Origin of the sequence: Streptomyces dysideae, from assembly GCF_001514305.1 — a bacterium.
In the GTDB taxonomy this organism is placed as follows: domain Bacteria; phylum Actinomycetota; class Actinomycetes; order Streptomycetales; family Streptomycetaceae; genus Streptomyces; species Streptomyces dysideae.
Window position 1 is genome coordinate 1 of sequence record NZ_KQ949221.1, and the last position, 554, is coordinate 554.

Below are 554 nucleotides of genomic sequence, written 5' to 3' on the forward strand. Positions count from 1 at the left end.
GCTCCACACCGCCTCCGGACGGCCCCTGACGGGCCAGACCGGAGTCGCTTGCTCAAGGATGACGAGGTCCTTATGCACAGACGTAGTTTCAGTCTCAGACGCCCGTCCGTGATGCTCGCCGCCGCGGTCGCGGCCCTGGCCGCGTTGGCGGCGCTGCTCGTCGCCGGCCCGGCCCAGGCGGCCACCACCAGCGACGTGCGCGGTGTTGATTCCGGCCGCTGTCTCGATGTGGCGGGCGTCAGCCAGACCGACGGCGCGAACGTGCACATCTGGGACTGCCACGGCGGAACCAACCAGCAGTGGACGTTGACGGACAGCGCCCAGCTGACCGTGTACGGCAACAAGTGCCTGGATGCCCGGAACGGCGGCACCACGGCCGGGACCCCGGTGCAGATCTGGACGTGCACCGGCACTGAGAACCAGCAGTGGCGGGTGAACCCCGACGGCACGATCGTCGGCGTGCGGTCCGGGCTGTGCCTGGAGGCCTCGGGCTGGGGTAAGGCCAACGGCACGGAGGTGCGGCTCTGGTCGTGCCACGGCGGCGCCAACCAGAA

The 554-nt window shown here is 70.2% G+C and carries 1 protein-coding gene; it reads left to right on the forward strand.

Annotated features, from left to right (window positions below):
- Positions 1 to 72: 72 nt before the first annotated feature.
- Positions 73 to 554: RICIN domain-containing protein (locus tag AQJ91_RS48495; protein ID WP_234383498.1), on the forward strand; the 482-nt coding region annotated here is incomplete at its 3' end.